This window comes from Pseudomonas sp. GL_135 (genome assembly GCF_057834665.1).
Genome location: NZ_CM174408.1, coordinates 4,782,420 through 4,800,081, shown reverse-complemented (window position 1 = coordinate 4,800,081; position 17,662 = coordinate 4,782,420). Strand labels below are relative to the sequence as shown.

At 58.5% G+C, this 17,662-nt stretch carries 14 protein-coding genes and 1 pseudogene; 11 read left to right on the top strand and 4 right to left on the bottom strand.

The window, feature by feature from the left end:
• Positions 1-70: 70 nt before the first annotated feature.
• The 5 genes from AC3ISG_RS21235 to AC3ISG_RS21215 all read left to right on the top strand — a co-directional run bounded on the left by AC3ISG_RS21235 (position 71) and on the right by AC3ISG_RS21215 (position 7,870).
• The gene (locus AC3ISG_RS21235; RefSeq protein WP_489297889.1) at positions 71-2,311 is read left to right on the top strand and encodes a DUF1631 domain-containing protein; all 2,241 of its coding nucleotides are present in this window, start codon (positions 71-73) and stop codon (positions 2,309-2,311) included.
• A 123-nt stretch (positions 2,312-2,434) separates the two neighbouring features.
• Positions 2,435-2,983, top strand: a complete 549-nt coding sequence (gene ampD, locus AC3ISG_RS21230) for a 1,6-anhydro-N-acetylmuramyl-L-alanine amidase AmpD (protein WP_489297888.1) — start codon at positions 2,435-2,437, stop codon at positions 2,981-2,983.
• 15 nt (positions 2,984-2,998) lie between these two features.
• Positions 2,999-3,835: a regulatory signaling modulator protein AmpE gene (ampE, locus tag AC3ISG_RS21225; RefSeq protein ID WP_489297887.1), complete on the top strand. Its 837-nt coding sequence runs from the start codon at positions 2,999-3,001 to the stop codon at positions 3,833-3,835.
• Between the two features lie 343 nt (positions 3,836-4,178).
• Positions 4,179-5,588 carry a putrescine-ornithine antiporter gene (gene potE / locus AC3ISG_RS21220; protein WP_489297886.1) on the top strand — a complete coding sequence of 470 codons (1,410 nt, stop codon included), beginning with the start codon at positions 4,179-4,181 and terminating at the stop codon, positions 5,586-5,588.
• Complete coding sequence (locus AC3ISG_RS21215; RefSeq protein ID WP_489297885.1) at positions 5,585-7,870, top strand: Orn/Lys/Arg family decarboxylase; 2,286 nt, start codon at positions 5,585-5,587, stop codon at positions 7,868-7,870. Before potE ends, AC3ISG_RS21215 begins: the two co-directional genes overlap by 4 nt.
• 42 nt (positions 7,871-7,912) lie before the next feature.
• Here the strand turns inward: AC3ISG_RS21215 and AC3ISG_RS21210 are convergent, their stop codons facing one another.
• The 4 genes from AC3ISG_RS21210 to AC3ISG_RS21195 form a co-directional block, all read right to left on the bottom strand.
• Complete coding sequence (locus AC3ISG_RS21210; protein ID WP_272632669.1) at positions 7,913-8,185, bottom strand: hypothetical protein; 273 nt, start codon at positions 8,183-8,185, stop codon at positions 7,913-7,915.
• Between the two features lie 103 nt (positions 8,186-8,288).
• Entirely contained in the window at positions 8,289-9,137 is an 849-nt protein-coding gene (locus tag AC3ISG_RS21205; RefSeq protein WP_489297884.1) for an HPP family protein, read from the bottom strand.
• A 185-nt stretch (positions 9,138-9,322) separates the two neighbouring features.
• Positions 9,323-9,604, bottom strand: coding sequence for a hypothetical protein (locus AC3ISG_RS21200; RefSeq protein WP_489297883.1), 282 nt, complete (start codon positions 9,602-9,604; stop codon positions 9,323-9,325).
• 474 nt (positions 9,605-10,078) lie between these two features.
• Positions 10,079-11,257, bottom strand: coding sequence for a sugar transporter (locus tag AC3ISG_RS21195; RefSeq protein WP_122622763.1), 1,179 nt, complete (start codon positions 11,255-11,257; stop codon positions 10,079-10,081).
• A 393-nt stretch (positions 11,258-11,650) separates the two neighbouring features.
• Here AC3ISG_RS21195 and AC3ISG_RS21190 point away from each other — a divergent pair, with 393 nt between their 5' ends.
• The 6 genes and pseudogenes from AC3ISG_RS21190 (at position 11,651) to AC3ISG_RS21165 (ending at position 17,388) form a co-directional block, all read left to right on the top strand.
• Entirely contained in the window at positions 11,651-11,854 is a 204-nt protein-coding gene (locus tag AC3ISG_RS21190) for a DUF6021 family protein (RefSeq protein WP_122535404.1), read from the top strand.
• Positions 11,855-12,246: 392 nt separating this feature from the next.
• Positions 12,247-12,711: a hypothetical protein gene (locus AC3ISG_RS21185; RefSeq protein WP_122622765.1), complete on the top strand. Its 465-nt coding sequence runs from the start codon at positions 12,247-12,249 to the stop codon at positions 12,709-12,711.
• 259 nt (positions 12,712-12,970) lie between these two features.
• Positions 12,971-13,105 (top strand): annotated as a pseudogene (locus tag AC3ISG_RS21180) (IS5/IS1182 family transposase); the annotation flags it as partial.
• A gap of 82 nt (positions 13,106-13,187) precedes the next feature.
• On the top strand, positions 13,188-15,107 hold the full coding sequence (locus AC3ISG_RS21175) for a type I restriction-modification system subunit M (RefSeq protein ID WP_457968310.1): 1,920 nt from the start codon (positions 13,188-13,190) through the stop codon (positions 15,105-15,107).
• The gene (locus tag AC3ISG_RS21170; RefSeq protein WP_489297882.1) at positions 15,104-16,441 is read left to right on the top strand and encodes a restriction endonuclease subunit S; all 1,338 of its coding nucleotides are present in this window, start codon (positions 15,104-15,106) and stop codon (positions 16,439-16,441) included. The genes AC3ISG_RS21175 and AC3ISG_RS21170 overlap by 4 nt, the downstream gene beginning before the upstream one ends.
• Positions 16,438-17,388, top strand: coding sequence for a GIY-YIG nuclease family protein (locus AC3ISG_RS21165; protein WP_457968307.1), 951 nt, complete (start codon positions 16,438-16,440; stop codon positions 17,386-17,388). Before AC3ISG_RS21170 ends, AC3ISG_RS21165 begins: the two co-directional genes overlap by 4 nt.
• Positions 17,389-17,662: the final 274 nt, after the last annotated feature.

The window sequence follows — 17,662 nt, the reverse complement described above, 5'->3', positions numbered from 1 at the left end:
CGAGTCTTCATTCGCTGCGGGGTGTAACTGTTGTCTGAGCAGTTGTGTCGACGGTGTGAAGGAGTCCTTGATGCAGAACGACGGTAACAAAGTGGTGCCCTTGAAGGCAGGTGCGGATCATTCGGGATCCTCGCCTGTTGCTCGGCTGCCCGTCGTTTTGCTTCAGGTTCGTGACCGGGCGGCGCAGCAACTCAAGGAAAGCCTGCAGACGCTTTTCGATAATGCTGACGACACGCTTTTCGAAATGGCCGACCGTGCTCACAACAACACTGAGCAGAACATTTTCTTCGAAGCCATGCGTGACTTGCGCCTTAAGCGTAAAAGCATAGAGCGCAATTTCCTCGACAAATTCTTTGAAGCGTTCCTGCGCCTGGGTCAGTACGAAGTTTCTGAGCCCCCGATTCCCGAGCCTGTCTCTTACGACAAGCTTGCGTTGGTCCATAACGATGATCTCGAACGCACCGTGGCGGTTGATGCCATGGTGGTCAAGGTCATGAGTCGCGATGGCATCGCCCTGGGTCAGCTGACCACGCGTTTGAACGTACTCATCCCCCAGCCGTTGACCGACGAGACCAATCCGTTGGGGCCGACGCTCCTGTGCGACTATTTCCTGCAGGCCGGGCGCAGCCTCGGCGTTGAAATCAAGGTAAAGCTGATCATTCTCAAGCTGTTCGAGAAATACGCCTTGAGCAACGCTGATCAGCTTTATGAGGAAGCCAACCAGTTGCTGATTTCCGCAGGTGTATTGCCGGAACTTAAGGCATTGCCGTCCCGCCGCTCCACTGATCGTATCGCCAGCGCGCCGCCTTCGAGCGAAGCCGTGCGCGCCGACAACGCCGCCATTCTCCAAGCGACGGAAAGCCTCGATAAAAGCGTGCAAGACGTGTTTTCGGCGCTGCAGGAGTTGCTGGTGCATGTGCGTGGAAATCTGACGCCGCGCCCCGATTCGGTGACAGAAGCGCGTCCGATTTCAAGCCAAGACTTGCTGCGTCTGCTGTCCCACTTGCAGCAATACGTCCCGAAAGTCGAAGACAGCGACGACTTCGACCTCCGCGCCCAGCTTGAGCAGTTGATCAGCCGCGTGAGCGCGAGAAGCGGCAAGTTTCGCGTCGTCGGCACGATGGATGAGGACGTTATCAACCTCATTTCGATGCTCTTCGAATTCATCCTCGACGATCGCAACCTGCCAAGTTCGCTGCGCGCGTTGATCGGCCGTTTGCAGATCCCGATGCTCAAGGTCGCGGTCATCGACAAGAGTTTCTTCAGCCGTGGCAGCCACCCTGCGCGCCGGCTGCTGAACGAAATCGCGTCAGCGGCGCTTGGCTGGGGTGGTCGCGACGACACCCAGCGCGACTCGCTTTATGCCCGCATCGATCAGATCGTCCAGCGTCTGCTCCACGATTTCGTCGATGACCCGGCGATCTTCACGGAATTGCTGGTCGATTTTCTGGCCTTCACCAGCGACGAGCGCCGCCGCAGTGAGCTGCTCGAGCAGCGCACCCGTGACGCTGAACAAGGCCGCGCTCTGGCAGAGTTGGCGCGTCAACGTGTGCAGCAGGCGCTCAACGATCGCCTGCTTGGCAAGACGCTGCCGCAGGTGGTTGTTCGCCTGTTGCAGGAGGCGTGGAGCAAGGTGCTGTTACTCACCTGCCTGAAGCACGGCGATCAGTCGGCTGAATGGGCGTCAGGTCTTCAGGCAATGGACGATTTGATCTGGAGCGTCGAGCCCCATGACGAACCGGATGCCCGACAGCGTTTGCTTGAAGTGGTACCTGGGCTGCTGAAATCCCTGCGCGACGGCCTGAGCAGCGCGGCTTTTGATCCCTTTGCCACCAGCGAATTCTTCAGCCAGCTCGAAGTGCTTCACGTCCAGGCGTTCAGCCATGTGCCGCGGACGCCAAAAGGCGACGCGGAAGGCGATCAACCCCAGTCTGCTGACGGCCCTATGATGATGGCGGTGGTCGAGGAGATCGTGCTGGTTGGGCCGGGCGAGCAAATCCAGAACGAGCCGTCGATGCAGCTTCCTGCCGACGACGAAGGCTTGATGCAGGTCGAAAAGCTTCGTCTCGGCAGTTGGGTCGAGATCCACGAGGATGAATCCCACAAGCTGCGCTGCAAGCTGGCGGCGATCGTTGAGCCGAGCGGGCGCTACGTGTTCGTCAATCGCACTGGCATGAAGGTGCTTGAGAAAACCCGGATGGGCCTTGCGGTGGAATTCCGTCGCGGCACGATTCGTGTTCTCGACGACGCCCTGCTGTTCGACCGCGCACTGGAGTCGGTACTGGGCAATCTGCGCAAGCTCAAGGGCTAAGCCCCGATCGGTCCTACGACTTCCGACTGCGAATCTGTGCGCCTTCCGCGTAGATTCGCCATCCACATCCTTTCCTGTCGCGGGCATACTGCGCGCTGTCGTTTTACGCCCTAAGGACTTCCCATGCATCTGGACCCTGCCACAGGCTGGTGCCACGGCGCGCAGCAATGCCCTTCACCCAATTTCAATGCCCGGCCGGAAAACGAAATCTCGTTGCTGGTGATCCACAACATCAGTCTGCCACCCGCGCAGTTCAAGACCGGCAAGGTCCAGGCGTTCTTCCAGAACCGGCTGGACGTCACAGAACACCCCTATTTCGAAGGCATCGCCGAGCTGCGGGTGTCTGCGCACTTCCTGATTGAGCGCGACGGGGAGGTAACGCAATTCGTGTCGTGCCTGGATCGTGCCTGGCATGCAGGTGTGTCAGTCTTTGAGGGTCGCGAGACGTGCAATGATTTTTCCATTGGCGTCGAACTGGAAGGCACTGATGATCAACCTTTCACCGACGCGCAATATGAGGCGTTGGTCGACTTGACCCGCCAGCTGCAAGCGGCGTGGCCGACGATTACGACGCAACGCATATGCGGTCACAGCGATATCGCGCCGGGGCGCAAGACCGATCCAGGTCCGTGTTTTGACTGGGCGCGGTTTCGTGCCGCCCTGGACGTTTGAAATGAGGAACAGCTGATGAGTTTTCTGGTTTTGCTGCTGGCGGTCTGGATCGAGAAGTTCTCGGCCCTGCGCAGGCGTATCCAGCACGATGGGCCATGGCTCAATCAATTGAGTCGGCTGGAATCCAACCCGCGCTCGGCCAAACGGCCGTGGTGGATTCTGATGGTCACGGTTGTGCTGCCTCTGGTGGTCCTGGCCCTGGTATTGGTCATTGTCGGCTCAGTGGCTTATGGCTGGCTGGCGCTGCCGATCCATTTGCTGGTGCTGATTTACAGCCTGGGCCGTGGCGACGTCAAAGCCACCCTTGGCTCGTTTCGAGACGCTTGCCGTCGCGGCGATCAGGAAGCGGCAGTGCTGGTTGCCGAACGTGATCTGGGCGTTCAGGCTGAGAATGAGGAAGAGCTCTTGGGCGGCGCTCAAACGTATTTGCTGTGGCAGATCTATCAGGGTTTTTTCGCGGTGATTTTCTGGTATTTCGTGCTCGGCCCGGTTGCCGCGTTGGCGTACCGCTTGCTGGCGCTTGCCTCGGAGCACGGCAAGACACCAGCGCTGGTTGAGCGCGCGACCCAGGCAAGGCATGCGTTTGATTGGGTGCCCGTGCGTTTGCTGGCGGCCAGCTTCGCACTGGTCGGAAACTTCGTTGCGGTCAGCCGCGTGATGCTCAGCGAATTGCTGAACTGGAACATCAGTGCCTCGCGCCTGATCAGCAAAGTCGGCTGCGTCGCTGGCGAGGTTCCGGCGCCAGTGGTAGGCGTGGAGGGCGTCAACAGCCTGGACGTATTGTGGGAATTGCTTATCCGCTCGGCCATCGTCTGGTACGTCGGCTTCGCGTTGATCACGTTATTCGTTTGATCGTCGGGAGCCGGCAACCCGGCTCCCGCATGCCCTTGTTTCGCTCGGCCCCTTGCGCCCTTGCGCCCTTGCGGAGTATGAGGTGTTGCCGCTCCGCGACCTGGCCGTTGATTGACATAGATCAATATCCCGCCGGTTCTTGACGCTATCCTCTTTTGCCTTCGGCATACGCCGCCATCTCTCTGAACTCACAGTTCTTTTCAATCTTATTAATCCTTCAAAAACATAACTAGCCCGAGCAAAGGTGGCTTGTCGCCAGCAACTAGCGGTCGGCTGTTTCTTGATTAACAAGAACCCTTTGCTATAGCTAAACCCTCTCACTTCCTTCAAATAGGGCAAAGGAATGTCAGTCGCTAAGAAAATGAGCGTCGGCCAGCTCACGATGTTGACTGCGGTCAACATGCTGGGGTCCGGCATCGTCTTGCTGCCTACCAAACTGGCCGAGGTTGGCGGCATCTCCATCCTTTCGTGGTTGATCACGGCCACCGGCTCGCTGGCTCTGGCCTACGCCTTTGCGCGATGCGGCATGCTCAGTCGCAAGACCGGTGGCATGGGCGGTTACGCTGAATACACCTTCGGTAAATCGGGTAACTACATCACCAACTACACCTACGGGTTGTCGTTGTTGATCGCCAATGTGGCGATCAGCATTACTGCGGTGGGATATATCCAGACGCTGTTCGATATCAAGTTGGGTTCGCTTGAAGTGGGCCTGGCGACCATTGCTCTGTTATGGGTTACCACGTTCGCCAACTTCGGCGGCGCGAGTATTACCGGCAAGATTGGTGCAGTGACCGTGTGGGGCGTTATTGCCCCTGTGGTGCTGGTGTCGACAATCGGCTGGTTCTGGTTCGACAGCAGCACTTACGCTGCAGGATGGAATCCCCATGACAAAACCTGGTACGAAGCCGCGGGCGCTTCGGTGGCGATCACCTTGTGGGCGTTTCTCGGCCTGGAGTCGGCGTGCGCCAACGGCGATGCGGTAGAGAACCCCGAGAAGAACGTGCCCATCGCAGTGCTCGGCGGGACCCTCGGCGCAGCAGTGATTTACATCGTGTCGACCAACGTCATTGCGGGCATCGTCGATAACGCGGAACTGGTTTCTTCCACCGCACCCTTCGGGCTGGTGTTCGCCAAGATGTTCAACCCCATGATCGGCGACATCATCATGGGTCTCATGGTCCTCGCCTGCGTCGGCTCGCTGTTGGGCTGGCAGTTCACGGTGGCTCAGGTATTCAAAAGCTCCGCAGACACCGGTTACTTCCTGCCGATCTTCGCCAAGGCCAACAAGCACGGGGTGCCCATCATCAGCATGCTGATTCTGCTGGCGATCCAGACCGCACTGGCGCTGTTGACCATCAGCCCCGACCTGGCCAAGCAGTTCGACACACTGGTCAATCTCGCGGTGGTTACCAACTTGGTGCCGTACATCCTGTCGATGGCAACGTTGATGACTCTGCAAAAGATCTCCAACGTGCCACCGCAAAAGGCGCTCATCACCAACATCGTGGCCGGCATCGCGACCGCGTACAGCTATCTGGCGCTGTACAGCTCCGGCGCTGAAGCGTTGATGCTCGGCGGGGTAGCAACCATCGTCGGCTACACGTTGTTCGGCTTCGTCAACACTCGCCTGATCAAACTCGAAGCGCTGAACAATAGCGTGCCGACCCAGACCGTCGCGGCGCAGCACATCGTCGGCGAGCCGATCCCCGTCAATAATCTGAACCTGGCCACCCTGGAGACTCGACCATGAGCGACAACAGACACTTGCTCGGCATGCTGGCGCTGCTGGTCAGCAGCCAGCCCGACAAACGCAGCGTGTTCGGCCGGGCGCTGATCCAGCTGATCAGCGACGTCGAAGACCGCGCCATCAGTGTGCTGACCTCCGAAAGCCTGAGCGATGCGAAGTCGATTCTCAGCTCTGATCCGGCGATCCAGTGCGTGTTGCTCAGTTGGGAGATGGATGACAGCCAGGACCATCATGAATGCATCGATCTGCTCACCGCCTTGCGTGAGCGCAACACCCGAGTGCCGGTGTTTCTGATCAGCGATCGCAGCACCGCGTCGAGTGTGCCGTTGATCGTCATGCAGCACGCCGACGACTTCATCTGGCTGCCGGAAGACACCAGCCGCTTCCTTAGCGGGCGCATCATGGCGGCCATCGAACGCTACCGTCAGGCGGTGTTGCCACCGATGTTCGGCGCGCTGCTGAAGTTTGCCCGCAGCTACGAATATTCATGGCACACCCCGGGCCACGCCGGCGGCACGGCGTTTCTGAAAAGCACCGCAGGCCGCGCGTTTTACGAGTTTTTTGGCGAGAACCTGCTGCGCTCCGACCTGTCGATTTCGGTCGGCGAACTGGGCTCGTTGCTCGATCACAGCGGCCCGATCGGCCAGGGCGAACGCTATGCGGCGAAGGTGTTTGGCGCCCACCGCACGTATTACGTGACCAACGGTTCATCGATGTCCAACCGGGTGATCCTGATGGCCAGCGTGACCCGGGACCAGATCGCCCTGTGCGACCGCAACTGTCACAAGTCCGCCGAGCACGCGATGACGCTGTCCGGCGCGATCCCGACCTACCTGGTGCCCACCCGCAACCGCTTCGGCATCATCGGCCCGATCCTGCCGCAGACGTTGAGCGCCGAGAGCGTCAAAGCCGCCATCGCCAGCAACCCGCTGGTCAAAAGCGACATCGACCCGACGCCCGTGCATGCAATCATCACCAACTCCACGTACGACGGCCTGACCTATAACGTCACCCGCGTCGAAGAGCTGCTGGGGCAGAGTGTTGACCGGCTGCATTTTGACGAAGCCTGGTACGGCTATGCCCGGTTCAATCCGCTGTACAAAGACCGCTTCGCCATGCACGGCAGCCCGGACGATCACGATCCGTCCAAGCCCACCGTGTTCGCCACGCAGTCGACCCACAAGTTGCTTGCGGCGCTGTCCCAGGCCTCGATGATTCATGTCCGTAACGGCCGCAACCCGATTCCCCACGGGCGGTTCAACGAGTCCTACATGATGCACGCGTCGACCTCGCCCAATTACGCGATCATGGCGTCGTGCGATGTCAGCTCGGCAATGATGGAAGCGCCCAGTGGCCAAATTCTGACCAACGAATCTATCGAAGAAGCGGTGGCGTTCCGGCAGGTTATCTCCCGCATGCAGACTGACATGCAGAGCCGCGACGACTGGTTTTTCTCCTGCTGGCAGCCGCCTTCAGTGCAGGTCGGGGCGACGGCGATTCCGTTTCACGAGGTCGATCCCGTCCGGCTCAAGACCGATCCGAATTGCTGGGTCTTGCACCCCAACGAGGTGTGGCACGGCTTCGGCGACATCGAAGACGGCTACTGCATGCTCGACCCGATCAAGGTGTCCATCCTCAGCCCGGGCATGGGCGACGACGGCAACCTCCTGGAATTCGGCATTCCGGCCTGTGTGCTCAGTGCTTATCTGGGGCATCAGGGAATCATCGTCGAGAAAACCACGGACTTCACCATCCTTTTCCTGTTTTCCATCGGCATCACCAAGGGCAAGTGGGGCACGTTGGTCAACGCGTTGCTGGACTTCAAACGCGACTACGACACCAACCTTGAGCTGGAGCTTTGCCTGCCCGATTTGCTCAGCGCGAATCAGCAGCGCTATGCCGGGATGGGGTTGAAGGATCTGGCGGAAGACATCTTCGCCGCGATGAAAGAGACCAAGACCACGGCGGCCATGTCGAAGGCGTTTGGCACGTTGCCCAAAGCGGAATTCAGCCCGGTGGAGGCGTACGAGAAGCTGGTCAAAAACGAAGTGGAGCAGGTCACCCTGGAAGAGGCCGCGGGGCGCATTGCCGCGACGGGCATTGTGCCGTATCCGCCGGGTATTCCGCTGTTGATGCCCGGGGAAAACGCAGGGCCTGCGGACGGGCCGTTGCTGGCCTATCTTCGGGCGCTGGAAAGCTTCGATCGGTCGTTCCCCGGCTTCACTCACGACACCCATGGGATTGAAAACGAAGCGGGGGTTTATCGGATGCTGGTGCTGAAATAGCTACAGTGCTGAGGGACGTGAGCCGTCCGGCGCACCTCCGGCTCAGTTACTCTGGGCCTTTTGCAGCGCCTGCTGCGTCAGCGCCACACACTCACGCCCACCGTCATCGTTGTGCCGCGCCAAGGCCGCTTCGGCGCGGTGCACGGTCGTGTCGATATCGCTTTTGACCGCGTCGCTGAGGTTGGGATTGGCGACTTTTGCGTCACGAACCTTGCTCAGGTTCATCTGGCACTGATTGTTGTCGTCGTTGGCATTGGCCACGAAGGGCAGGGCACATGCAGTCAGGAGCAAGCCGGCGAGCAGGGCGTGTTTCATGTGGGTTTCCGCAGAAGTAGGGATGTGGCTCGTTATCTGTACGAGCTTTGCGCATCAGACCTCAGATTCCGGATTTCCGCCAGTGGGTGCTTGGCGCGAGCTGTCACTTGACCAGCGTGATGATGCCCACCACTTTCTTGTCCTCGTCCAGCACCGGCAGGTATTTGCTGTCATTCCTGGCCAGCATCTTCATTGCGTCAGCCATCGAGTGCTCAAGAGACAGGCTTTGCGTGCTGCGCGACACAAGCCGAGCGGCGTCGATATCGGAACGGTTGCGCCGCAGCGCGTGTTCTTCGGTCTTGTGCAGAATCTCCTCGAGGTCCTCGCGAGAGACATCGACGAACTCGCCCATTTCTTCTAGCGCTTTGTCCAGATCTTCAGCATTGAAACCGCCGCTGTTGAGCGGCACTTGCTCGGGCGCTGGCAGCTCCCTGGCCTGCGCCTTGGGGTAACGCACCTTGGTCAGGTTGTTGTAGATGAGCGCGCCGGCCAGCAGGCATACCGCGTTGAGCATCACCGGGCCAAGCACGTGCAGGCCCAAGGGCGACAGCTCGTTCTTCGACGTGACGATGCAGATCGCCACCGCGGCAGCGGGCGGGTGCAGGCAGCGGAACACGCACATCAGCAGAATGGACGAGCAGACCGCCAGGCTGGCGGCGTTAATGGTGTTGCCAAGCAGCCTGATCGACAACAGCGCTACCAGTGCGGCGATCAGGTAACTGCCGAGGATCGACCACGGCTGAGCGAGCGCGCCGGTCGACACCGCAAACAGCAGCACCGCCGATGCACCCACCGGACCCAGCAGGTGCAGCGTGATGTCTATGCCGTACAACTCGCGGCAGAACACAGCGCTGACGAAGATGCCCAGGCACGCGCCAATTGCGGCGCGCCACCACTCGGCAGGATGAGTGTTAGACGAATGGGGGATGAAACTGCGTAAGAGGTTTTTCACGATCGGCAAATTTTAAAGGGAAAAAAGTGTTCGGGATTCTCAATGCATTGGCCAACGAAGGCAAACGTGAACAGAGCCAGATTCACGACGCCGGAGACAGGGGGCAAATGCGGCAAAAGAAAAGCCACCCATGTCGCCAAAGTCGGGGTTACCTGGCTGCATGGATGGCATTGTTCAATACTGCGTTACACGCTGCGCGACTGAGCTGACTGTCGAGCTCGGCGTGCAGGTCGGGCCTCTTCAACTTCCAGCAAGTGCATGGCCAATACGTCAGTCAAAAACCGGAACTGATCGTTGAAACCTACCACCTCGTTGCTGAAGTGGTTTTCCGCCGACGGCATCATGAAGCCGCCGAAGCGATTGTCCTCAACGAGACCGTGGCTACTCTTGCGGGCGATGACATGTTGTGAGTAATAGTTCTTTCCGAATGTGGGAAAGCTAACGTGCAAAGTGACGTCTCGGGTCATGTCGATTGCTCCGCATTTAACAGCAAGTTTAAAGCGTGAAAGGTGCTGATAAGTGTCAGCTACTTGGCCTTAGTTGGCCGGTGCCACAACACGACTGTCCTCTTCGTCTGCGGTCATCAAGACCGATCCCAGATCGAAGAGTTTGAGGGCGACGACGTAGCTGGTGAGCGCTGCGAGCGTCAAGCAAGTAAGGAGATGAACGATCATTTTCCTGCCCTCGGTCGTGTTTGGGTGTGAGGGCGATGGTACGCCCATCAGTTTTGAGCGGAAGGCATTCGCGGGAATGTTGGTTATCGATGGGAATGATGGATCGGTCGCTGTGGCGCGGCGAACGCAGTTCATGGAGGAGTGAGTTTGCCCACGAATACGGCCTTTCAGACGCTGGCTGTCTAGCGGGTACGCAACTGTCTGCGAGGAGGCTTGAGCGACATTACGGTCGCTCCCCCCTTCCAGACTGCGTTCGGCGTTTCGCCTTTATGCCCGAATGGTTTCGCCATAGCGATGGGTCGCCAGGCACGCCAGCAGCAAGCCGCTGATTGCTACCATCCCGCCGACCAGACCGATATTGGCCACGCCGAGCTGGCTGATCACCACACTGCCGAGCAGCGCGCCGCCGCCGATGCCGATGTTGTAGATGCCTGAGTGCAGCGCCATTGCCACATCCGTAGCGTCCGGCGCCATCGCCAGCACCTTGGACTGCATCACCAGACCAAAGCACATGATTGCCATGCCCCAGACCACGCTCAGCACACCCATCGACGATGAGTTGCCGGACAGCGGGAGCAACAGAATCAGACAGGCCGCCAGCGCGCCGATCGCGGTGATCAGCAGGCCGCGCGGGTAACGGTTGTTGTAGCGGCTGAAGATCACCGAACCGACGATGCCGGCGCCCCCGAACAGCAAGAGGATGACGGTGGTCATGTCGCCGGTCATCTTCGCCACGAGCTGTGCGAACGGTTCGATGTAGCTATAGGCCGTGAACTGCGCGGTGACCACCAAAGCCGTTAACAGATAGAGCGACATCAATGCCGGGCGCTTGAACAGCATCGGCAGGCTTTGCAGCGAGCCCGAGTTCTGGCTTGGCAGCAGCGGCAACGACTTCATCAGCACCAGCACGGTCAGGCCTGAGGCCACGGCAATCGCCAGGAATGTTGCGCGCCAGCCCAGCGCTTCGCCCAGTACACGCCCCAGCGGAATGCCAAGCACCATCGCCAGCGCGGTACCGGTGGCCAGCAGGCCGAGGGCTTGAACCTGCTTGCCTTCCGGTGCAACGCGTACCGCCAGCGATGCCGTGACCGACCAGAACACGGCGTGGGCCACCGCAATACCGACGCGACTGACCAACAGCATGCCGAAGCTCGATGACAGGCTCGACATCACATGAGCGGCGATGAATGTTAGAAACACAAACAACAGCAACTTGCGGCGCTCGATGTTGCGGGTCAGCAGCATCATCGGCAGCGAGGTCAGCGAGACGATCCACGCGTACACCGTCAGCATCAGGCCGACCTGTGCGGTGGTCATGTCGAAGCTGTGGCCGATGGCGCTCAACAAACCCACCGGCACGAATTCGGTGGTGTTGAAGATGAAGGCTGCCAGGGCCAGCGCGATGACGCTCAGCCAACTTCCGGTGTGTGCGTTAGTGGTATTCATTAAAACGAATGCCCTCCTGAAAAATTCGGTTGGCCGCGTCCCCAACAAAAACGCCGACAAGCAGGAAGACCGCTCGAGGCGTAGGCCTGGGCGGTGCATGCGGTCAGCTGAATATTATGAGTATGGGGAGATGCGACGAGATGTTGCGGATTCTACGCCGTTGTAATCGTTGTCACAACGCAGGTCCGGGTTGAGAGGGGCGTTCATTTGTCGCAGGCTTGCTACCTCTGTGGCTTCTGGCATCAGCAAAAGAAAGAGGGAGCAGTGAGATTCGCGTTCGACGTGAGGCGCCGTTGACGAAACCGCCCGTCTAATCCGCGGCACTTGGAGCGCTCGCGGGCTTCTGATGGTCATGGTGCGGATAACTCGCACGTAAACGAGGAGATCGAATTCATGGCTAATGACACTTCGCTTACAGGGACCAGCGCGCAGACGGATCCGGATAAGGATCTTGGGTTTAATGAAGAATCACCCGATGTCTCCGATCCGCAGGTTGACCCTACTGAGCCCGCGCGTACTGAGAACGATCCGGTGACTGAAGAGCCAACCACTCGCCGTGGGAATGATGAGCCGTTGCCGGGGAAGGGCGGGGTTTGATCGACTCGCGCTGAACCTAAAAGCCCTGCTGATTCGAGCGGGGCTTTTTTTATGGATATGGCGGTGGTCTACGGCAGTGCGGTGTTTTAGGGTAACGAGCATTCGCGATAGGTCACCGCTCTCAGTGGGACCGGCTTTAGCCGGGAAGGGGCCGGTGTGAGCGCCATCACTTCCTTAATGCTGACCCACGTGTTTTGAGTGTCTTCCTGCCCATCTCGCGCGCCTTACCGGCCGGAAGTGAACAAGATGAGTACAAGCGCTGTTCCGATCGGAGTGGCGATCTGATTTCTCGATCCGCACCGAAACGAATGCTGGGTTGGCGCCTGACCTGCGTGCCAAGATCGAGTAACCGTGTAACACCAATTCGAAGTCGATACTTACAAGGAGTCATCGTGCGTAAGACGCTTTGTGTCCTCATTGCCCTGCTGTTGGGAGGCTGCGCTTCGAAAGTGGTGGAGTATGCCGCAGCCCCGATCAACGACGAGCAGGCAAAGTCTGTGATTGAGCAGGTGCTCATGGAGCAGCCCCAAAAGACCAGACCCGAGCAGGTCATCATTACCTCGGAATACATCGCTTACGGCAACGGCGTAGTTTCCGAGACCAATGGATTCGCGAGTGCGATGCCGTTGGGCAATGGCGCTTTCGCTGCGGGCACGTCGAGAACCAATTCGAAATCGCTAGTCACGCGAATTTATTTCAACTCAATTGGCGACGTGAAGCTCTACTCCAAACGAGGACGGTGGGTAGTCATCACCCGCAGTCAGGCGGGTTCTGTTTTGAACAATGTGCTGGTGGATAATCAGGCAAAAGCTCAACGATATGTGGATTCGTTGGTGCACTTTAGAAAGGGATTGTGACGCCTTGGCTTGCGCCGGCGCGGTGTCCAACACATCAAAGTCCAGGCACAAAAAAAGACGTCCAAGGACGTCTTCTTTTTTGGGTTTGGTGGGCCGGGGTGAGCTGAATTGATTACCCAGTAAACTGATTTAGAAGGGTATTTTTTGTTTGAAGATGTACTTGGAATACCGTTTGGAATAACGCAAGGATCGCGTTGATGACGCGAGAGGACGGTAGGTGCCGAGTTGCCCTCCATTAACTCTCAATAGTAGCCACCCGGTGAGTCGGGTGAGCTTTTCAGATTTGGAGTACGTCTGTAAGCGTAAGCAAACGTGCCGTGAGCGTTTCCTGGCCGAGATGAATGAAATCAGCACCTTAGCCGTATTTCGATACTGGCTCGAAGCTATCCAACCGGTTAAGGTGTGGCATTGATCACATATACCTCACAGGGATGCGGCGAGCACGCCCTCCCTGCTTCTGTGTAAGGAACGTGCGCGTGAACCAGCAGACCCTGGCCCCCTTCATCTGGAATATCGCAGATCTGCTTCTGGGAGCCTTCAAGCCCTCCGAGTACGGCCGCATCATCCTTCCGTTCACCGTGCTGCGTCGTCTGGAATGTGTGTTGGAACCCACCCGCGGCAAGGTACGCAGCCAGTATGAGGCGATGAAGGCCAGTGGCGTGGACATGGACCTGATCTTGCCGACGACGGCTGGCGCAACCTTCTACAACGTCTCGCAGTTTTCCCTGGACAGCGTGGGCTCCACCAGCACCCGCGCCAACCTGGAAGACTACATCGCCAAGTTCTCCGCCAACGCCCGCCAGGTGTTCGAGCATTTCGCCTTTGACCGGTGGCTGGAGAAGCTGGAGAAAGCAAACCTGCTGTACCTGGTTACGCAGAAGTTTGCAGCAGTCGATTTGCACCCGGACAAGATTAGCAATCACGAAATGGGGCTAGTCTTCGAGCACCTGATCCGCAAGTTTGCCGAGTCATCCAACGATGATGCCGGGCAGTACTTTACCCCGCGCGATGTGGTGCGCCTGGCCACCACCCTGGTGTTTGCGCCGGATCATCAGGCACTCAACGGCGATGGTGTGGTGCGCACCGTTTACGACTGCGCCGCCGGCACGGGCGGCTTTCTGTCTTCGGCCATCGAGCAGGTCTACGAGTGGAACCCCAATGCCCGCCTGGTGCCCTACGCCCAGGAGCTAAACCCGGAAACCTACGCCATCTCTGTGGCGGACAAGCTGATCCAGGGCTACGACACCCGTAACATCAAGCTCGGCAACACCCTATCCGACGATCACCTGCGCCATGAGCAGTTCGACTACTGCCTGGCCAACCCGCCGTTCGGCGTGAAGTGGGAGAACGTCCAGAAGCAGGTGCAGGCCGAGCACAGCCAGCAAGGTTTCGCCGGCCGCTTCGGCGCCGGCCTGCCGCGCGTGGGTGATGGTTCGCTGCTGTTCCTCATGCACCTGCTGTCCAAGCGCAAACCGCTTGAGTTGGGCGGCAGCCGCATCGGCATCGTGCTGTCCGGCTCGCCGCTGTTCAACGGTGGCGCTGGTTCGGGCGAGTCGGAGATTCGCCGCTGGATTCTGGAGAACGACTGGCTGGAGGCAATCATCGCCCTGCCGACAGATCTGTTCTACAACACCGGTATTGGCACATATATCTGGGTGTTGTCCAACCACAAGGACGCCCTCCGCAAGGGCAAAGTGCAGTTGATTGACGCCACTGCCATGCACGCGCCGATGCGCAAGAGCCTGGGCAGCAAGCGAAAATACCTGTCGGACAAGCAGATCGCCGAAGTCGCCAAGCTTCACGACGCGTTTGAGGAGGGCCCGAATTCGAAGATCTTCGCCAACACGGACTTTGGCTACCGCCGCATCACCGTCGAGCGCCCACTGCGCCTGCGCTTCTCGGCCACCCCGGACAAGCTCGCCGCCTATCAGAGCACCAAGGGCGCTGATAAGAATGAAGCCTTTGCCGGCGTGCAGGGTGAATTCGACAGCCTGGCGGCCTTTCTCCAGGCCGCCGGTATCAAGAAGCTCGGCAAGGGCGCGTTGAAAGCCGCATTGGCCTGCTTCGGTGAGCGCGACGCCAATGCTCAGCCGGTGCTGGACGACAAGGGCAATCTGCAGGCCGACTCCGACCTGCGCGAGTTTGAAAACGTACCGCTCAGCCAGAGCATCGCCGGCTACTTCGCCCGCGAAGTGCTGCCCCATGTGCCGGATGCCTGGATCGATACCGGCAAGACGGATGCGAAGGACGGCCAGGTCGGCATCGTCGGCTACGAGATCAACTTCAACCGTTACTTCTACGTCTACCAGCCGCCGCGTGCGTTGGCCGAGATCGATGCTGACCTCAAGGCCGTAGAGGCCGAGATCGCCGCGTTGTTGGGGGAGGTAACAGCATGAGCCATTACAAGCCTTATCCGGCTTATAAGGACTCCGGGGTGGAGTGGTTGGGGCGGGTGCCGGATCATTGGGTCACGAAGAAGCTTCTTTATTGGATTTCAGGCTACGGTAGTGGCACTACGCCTTCTAGTGAGAATGAGTACTCTACTGAGGGACTCCCTTGGGTTACAACCGGAGAGCTCAGGGAGAACGCCGTGTTTACTACCGAGAAACGCGTCACTCATGATGCGCTCAAAAACAACTCGGCGCTGAAGCTCCATCCGGCAGGCTCGCTGGTGATCGCTATGTATGGCGCGACAGTTGGACGGCTTGGTGTACTAGGGGTTGAGGCCACCTTGAATCAGGCATGCTTCGCCATTCACCCTAGTGAGAGTGTGCTGACTTCCTTCCTGCGTAATTGGTTTGAGGGATTTCGGACTGAGCTAGTAGGTCTGGCTACTGGTGCAGGTCAGCCAAACATAAGCGGCGATAAGATCCGTAACCTATTAATTCCGTGCCCCCAGGAGCTATCGGAGCAAGCGGCAATAATTACTCACCTTGACCACGAAACCGTCCGCATCGATGCGCTGATTGAAAAGAAAACCCGCTTTATCGAACTGCTGTCCGAAAAGCGCCAAGCCCTGATCACCCATGCCGTCACCAAGGGCCTCGACCCCAACGTTAGGATGAAAGACTCAGGTGTTGAGTGGCTGGGAGAGGTGCCCGAGCATTGGAAAATGCTCCCCCTCAAACGGCTGATAAGCAGTATTGGCCAAGGGTGGAGTCCCGAGTGCGAAGCTCGTATTCCAGAAGAGGGGGAATGGGGCGTTGTGAAGGTAGGTTGTGTGAATGGCGGCGTATTCCGCCCCGAAGAAAGCAAAGCGCTACCTACCCAAATGGAGCCACGGCCAGAGCTCAGCCTGAGGGCAGGCGATGTTTTGATCTCACGCGCTAACACTCGGGAGCTAGTCGGCAGTTGTGCTGTCGTTCCTCATGACTACCCGTACCTTATGCTGTGCGACAAGCTCTACCGGGTTGGATGCGGTGAACGTGTAACGCCGGACTTTCTTGCCGCGTTAGTCACTGTGTATGGGCGCAGAGCCGTGGAGATTGAGGCCACTGGGGCTAGCTCATCCATGGTCAATATTGCCCAGTCTGTCATTCTGGACTTGCTTGTCGCAGTTCCCGACGCGGATGAACAGGTTGAAATCATCAGCCGGGTCTTGGCAGCTACGACGCGGATAGAACATCTGCGTGAAAAAACCGAGCGTAGCATCAAACTGCTGAAAGAGCGCCGCTCAGCCCTAATCACCGCGGCTGTCACAGGCCAGATCGACCTGAGGGAGACCGTATGAGCCAGGGCCGCAGCCTGCGTCTATTTCTGGTGGATGGCACGCCCAACGGCCTGCTCACCGCCGAGATAATGAACTGGACCGGCCATGTGCTGACGGGCCCACGCTCCAAATTGGCCGAGCTGGTGCAGCGTCCCGAATGCGCACGCACCGGCGTGTACTTTCTTGTCGGCCCCGACCCGGACGACAGCCTGCGTACGCGGGTGTATATCGGGGAGTCTGATGATGTGGCCCAGCGTCTGAAGCAACATAACCGTCCGCAAGAGCAGGGTGGCAAGGACTTCTGGGAGCGTGTGTGTCTGATTACCAGCAAGGACCAGAACCTGACCAAGGCTCATGCTAAATACTTGGAGAGCCAACTTATCCAGATCGCCAGTCAAGCTGGTCGTTGTGTAGTAGGCAATGGCACAGCGCATAGCTACACCAACTTGCCTGAGTCGGATCGTGCTGACATGGCGTTTTTTCTCGAACAGATCCGCATCGTGCTTCCTGTGCTGGGCTTCGAATTTCTGCGCGAGCTGATCAAACCCTCCAAGCTTGTTACGGCACCAGTCGAGCAACCGATTAGTCAGTCCCCACGTTTTGCATTACAACTCCCAAAGAGCAAGGAGCGCGCGCAAGCGCAAGAGGTTGATGGTGATTTCTTTGTATTGAAAGGGTCCCGAGCTCGAGCTCAGTGGGTAGGAACGGCGGATCACAACTATCGTAACCTTTACCAGCAGTTAGTGAGTGACGGTGTCATGATCAGTGACGGAAGTGAGTACCTAATGTTCAAGGACGACTATGCCTTCAGCAGCCCAAGTGCCGCAGCAGCAGTTGTGTATGGTCGTGCAGCCAGTGGTCGAACCTCTTGGTTGGTCGAGGGTAGTGGCGAAACTTATGCCGCCTGGCAGGACCGCCAACTGAGTGATATTGGAATAAAGCCCGATAATGAGTTGCTTAGTGAATAAGATCGAGCAGCCGCAGCGGTTGAACCTGAGCTGCGGGAACATCGGCACGATTGACCTTCCGCTGCGCGATACTTCCCATCTTGCCCAAGGACAGGATGCTTAGACCTGCTGTTCCTCTACGTGGAGCAAGAACGGCGTGCTATCAGCGTGCCGGCATGATTAGCGGCATCTACGACGGCGGCGAGTGGGTGTGCCACAGCTGTATCACAGGCTTCGCTCGATAAGCATTATTTGATGGGCCGTTCCCAGGGAAGGCCGCGACGTTGAAGGACGA